The organism is Rubrimonas sp., from assembly GCF_036788415.1.
Lineage (GTDB): Bacteria > Pseudomonadota > Alphaproteobacteria > Rhodobacterales > Rhodobacteraceae > Rubrimonas.
Genome location: NZ_DAIQNN010000191.1, coordinates 1 through 3,191, shown reverse-complemented (window position 1 = coordinate 3,191; position 3,191 = coordinate 1). Strand labels below are relative to the sequence as shown.

Genomic DNA, 3,191 nt, shown 5'->3' with positions numbered 1-3,191 from the left:
AACTGGATGCACCAGCTTCGCGCCGATCTTGGCGGGACGCCCTTCGGCAATGTGGATCGCCCGGTGACGACATGGGTCGGCGGCAAGCTCACCGTGACGTCGGCGGGGGTGGTGACGTGGGATGCGACCGACGCGGATGCGGGCCACGCGCCGATCACGCTGCGGCTCAAGACCGTGGCCGGCGAGGAGGTGGCTGTCGCCATCGCGGCGCCCGTCTCGTGATCGCAGTGGGAGCTGTGGATGAACCGCGGCGGGATTGCCGAAGGCAGGATGCTTGGAGTCCTATGCCGCCACGGCGCGGGTCTCCAGTTCGGCGTATTAGGGCACGTCGAAGAAGTCGTCCGACATCGCGGGAAGACGCTGATTGGTGCTGCCTCGGAGATTCTGGCGGCCGAACATCGGCACGGCGATTTCCGTCGCCGCGCGCGCTGAACCCCCCGGGGGCGCCGGCTTCTTATTCCCGCGCTTGAGCGTCCAGCGGCGCCCTCCGGGCCTTCTGCGCCCTTAATTCGGTCCACCGGAGCGAGTTATCGCTTCGCGACCGGGCTTCCAGCCCCCCGGCGCGCCGCCGCCCTTCACGAGGTCCTTCTCAGCCTGGGTCAGGCGGGGGCGCCGCGCTTCCACGATCGTGGCGTCCACGATCTGGTCGCCCTTGGCGAGGCAGCCGCGCTCGGACAGCGCGGCGTCGAACCGGGCGAACGACCGCTCGAAGGCGCCGGCGCGCACCAGCTGCTCGCGGAACAGACAGATCGTCTCGGCGTCGGGCGCGGCGTCGCGCAGCGCAAGCCCCGCGAAGCGCATGAACGAAAGCCGGTCGCGCAGCTGGCGCTCGGCCTGGTCGTCCGGCAGCGTGTAGAGCGTCTGCAGCACCAGCACCCGGAACATCATCCCCGCGCCGTAGGGCGGGCGGCCGCCCTTCGCGCGGTCTCTGCGGCCAAGCGCGGCGTTCAACTCGGGCCGGAAAAGCTCGAAATTCAACACCGCCGCCAGCCGCTCCAGCGGATCGCCCGCCGCCGAAAACCACTGGAGCCGCTGATCCGTGTCGAAGAACCCGCGCTGACCCGCCATCGCCGCCGCTCATGCCGCAATGGAGGAATGGAGTCACGCCAAGCCGATCAGCGCCAAGGGGTTTTCAGCAGCCTGCCAAGCCTGTCGGGGATGTCGCACCACTGTCCAGCGCTGCGGCTAGACATGGCAGTCGCGCTCGGCTAGCGGGTGCGCAGCTTTGGTGACGAGGGCGAGGCATTCTATGGAGGTGACAGAGACGGCCATTCCCGCCGTCAAGCGCCTCATCCCCCGCCGTTTCGCCGACGCGCGCGGCTTCTTCACCGAGACATGGAACGCGCGCCGTATGGCCGAGATCGGTCTCGACGGCCCCTTCGCGCAGGACAACTTCTCCCATTCGGCCGCGGCGGGCACGGTGCGCCGGCTGCACTACCAGCGCCCGCCGAACGCGCTGGGCAAGCTCGTGCGCGTCGCGCGCGGCCGGGTCGTCGACATTCGGCGAGGTTCACCGACCGACGGGAAATGGGTCGCCGAGGAATTGTCGCGCGAGAACGGCGCGATGCTCTGCGCGCCGCGCGGCTTCCTGCACGGCTTCGCCACGCTCGAGCCGGACACGGACGTGGTCTACAAGGTTGACGGCTTCTACGCGCCCGAGAGCGACGGCGCGATCCGCTTCGACGATCCCGATCTGGCGATCGACTGGGGGATCGACCCCGCGGCGGCGGCGCTGTCGGCCAAGGACGCGGCGGGGCCGGCGTTCAGGGATTTCGCAACGCCTTGCGCCTACGAGCCCCGAGCATGAAGCTCCTCGTCACCGGCGGCGCCGGGTTCATCGGATCGGCGGTGGTCCGGCGCGCGGTCGCCGAGGGCCTCGGCGTCGTCAACGTCGACAAGCTCACCTACGCGGCCAATCGCGACAACGTGGCGAGCGTCGCGGGCGACGCGTCCTACGCCTTTGAAGAGGCCGACATCTGCGACGCCGGCGCGATAGCGCGGATCTTCGCCGCCCACGACCCCGACGCGGTGATGCACCTCGCCGCCGAGAGCCATGTCGACCGCTCGATCGACGGCCCCGGCGCCTTCGTGCAGACCAATGTCGTCGGGACCTACGCCTTGCTCGAGGCCGCCCGCGCGCACTGGCGCGGCCTGTCCGCGCCGCGCCGGGCCGCTTTCCGCTTCCACCACGTCTCGACCGACGAGGTGTTCGGCGCGCTCGGGCCGACGGGCAAGTTCAACGAGACCACGCCCTATGCGCCGAACTCGCCCTACTCGGCCTCGAAGGCGGCTTCCGACCATTTCGCGCGCGCCTGGGGCGAGACCTACGGGCTGCCGGTGATCGTCACCAACTGCTCGAACAATTACGGCCCCTTCCACTTCCCCGAGAAGCTGATCCCGGTCGCGATCCTGAACGCGCTGGCGGGAAGGCCGATCCCGGTCTACGGGCGCGGCGAGAACGTGCGCGACTGGCTCTACGTCGAGGACCACGCCGAGGCGCTGCTGGCGGTGATCCGCCGCGGCCGCGTCGGCGAGACCTACGCGATCGGCGGGAGCGCCGAGGCGCGCAACATCGACATCGTGCGCACGATCTGCCGCGTCCTCGACGCGCGGCGGCCCGAAGGCGCGCCGCACGAGCGGCTGATCGCCTTCGTGACCGACCGCCCGGGACACGACTTCCGCTACGCGATCGACGCCTCGAAGATCATGGCCGAACTCGGCTGGCGGCCGTCGGTCACGCTCGAGGAGGGCCTTCGCCGCACGGTCGACTGGTATCTCGCCAACGAGGCGTGGTGGCGCAAGCTGCAGCGGCGCGGGGGCGTGGGCGAACGGCCGGGGCTTTCGGCGTGACGCTGTCGCTCCTCGTCTTCGGCTGCGCGGGCCAGGTCGCGACCGAGCCGCGGCGGCTCGTAGGGCCCGACCTGCGGGTGACCGCGCTCGACCGCGCCGCCGCCGACCTCGCCGAGGTGAAGCGCCGGACCAAGGTGGTCGGGATCTTTCCCAACGAGGCCGCCATCCGTAGCGGAGTTCTCCGGCGACGACGACGCTGGTGACGATGCCCGTGTCTCCGAAGGTTCTGAGGCGCGTGGCGGCGAGCCCCTGCGGATTGCGCACGAGATCGCCGATGATGTTGGCGTCGAGCAGGCGCATCAGCCGAAGACGTCCTCGCGCGGGGCGGGTTCGTCGGCGAT

General features: G+C 70.4%; 6 protein-coding genes. 5 read left to right on the top strand and 1 reads right to left on the bottom strand.

Annotated elements, in window-relative coordinates:
* Together V7Q31_RS18300 and V7Q31_RS18295 are read left to right on the top strand one after the other, a co-directional pair.
* Positions 1-222, top strand: a 222-nt coding sequence (locus tag V7Q31_RS18300) for a hypothetical protein (protein WP_333835278.1), incomplete at its 5' end; no start/stop codon positions are given.
* A gap of 18 nt (positions 223-240) precedes the next feature.
* Complete coding sequence (locus tag V7Q31_RS18295; RefSeq protein ID WP_333835277.1) at positions 241-432, top strand: hypothetical protein; 192 nt, start codon at positions 241-243, stop codon at positions 430-432.
* Positions 433-504: 72 nt separating this feature from the next.
* On the opposite strand, the gene V7Q31_RS18290 is transcribed toward V7Q31_RS18295, so the two are convergent.
* A complete protein-coding gene (locus V7Q31_RS18290) occupies positions 505-1,068 on the bottom strand; it encodes a transposase (RefSeq protein ID WP_333835276.1) in 564 nt (187 codons plus the stop codon).
* A gap of 181 nt (positions 1,069-1,249) precedes the next feature.
* On the opposite strand from V7Q31_RS18290, the gene rfbC reads away from it, so the two are divergent.
* From rfbC to V7Q31_RS18275, 3 genes are read left to right on the top strand one after another with little or no spacing between them, the layout of a single operon-like run.
* Positions 1,250-1,807 carry a dTDP-4-dehydrorhamnose 3,5-epimerase gene (rfbC, locus tag V7Q31_RS18285; RefSeq protein ID WP_333835275.1) on the top strand — a complete coding sequence of 186 codons (558 nt, stop codon included), beginning with the start codon at positions 1,250-1,252 and terminating at the stop codon, positions 1,805-1,807.
* Complete coding sequence (rfbB, locus tag V7Q31_RS18280) at positions 1,804-2,850, top strand: dTDP-glucose 4,6-dehydratase (protein ID WP_333835274.1); 1,047 nt, start codon at positions 1,804-1,806, stop codon at positions 2,848-2,850. The genes rfbC and rfbB overlap by 4 nt, the downstream gene beginning before the upstream one ends.
* Positions 2,847-3,053: a hypothetical protein gene (locus tag V7Q31_RS18275; protein ID WP_333835273.1), complete on the top strand. Its 207-nt coding sequence runs from the start codon at positions 2,847-2,849 to the stop codon at positions 3,051-3,053. Before rfbB ends, V7Q31_RS18275 begins: the two co-directional genes overlap by 4 nt.
* Positions 3,054-3,191: the final 138 nt, after the last annotated feature.

Excerpts from the sequence above, each read along its gene's own strand:
- V7Q31_RS18295 (WP_333835277.1), top strand. The coding sequence starts at position 241 with ATGAACCGCGGCGGGATTGCCGAAGGCAGGATGCTTGGAGTCCTATGC.
- V7Q31_RS18290 (WP_333835276.1), bottom strand. The coding sequence starts at position 1,068 with ATGGCGGGTCAGCGCGGGTTCTTCGACACGGATCAGCGGCTCCAGTGG.
- rfbC (WP_333835275.1), top strand. The coding sequence starts at position 1,250 with ATGGAGGTGACAGAGACGGCCATTCCCGCCGTCAAGCGCCTCATCCCC.
- rfbB (WP_333835274.1), top strand. The coding sequence starts at position 1,804 with ATGAAGCTCCTCGTCACCGGCGGCGCCGGGTTCATCGGATCGGCGGTG.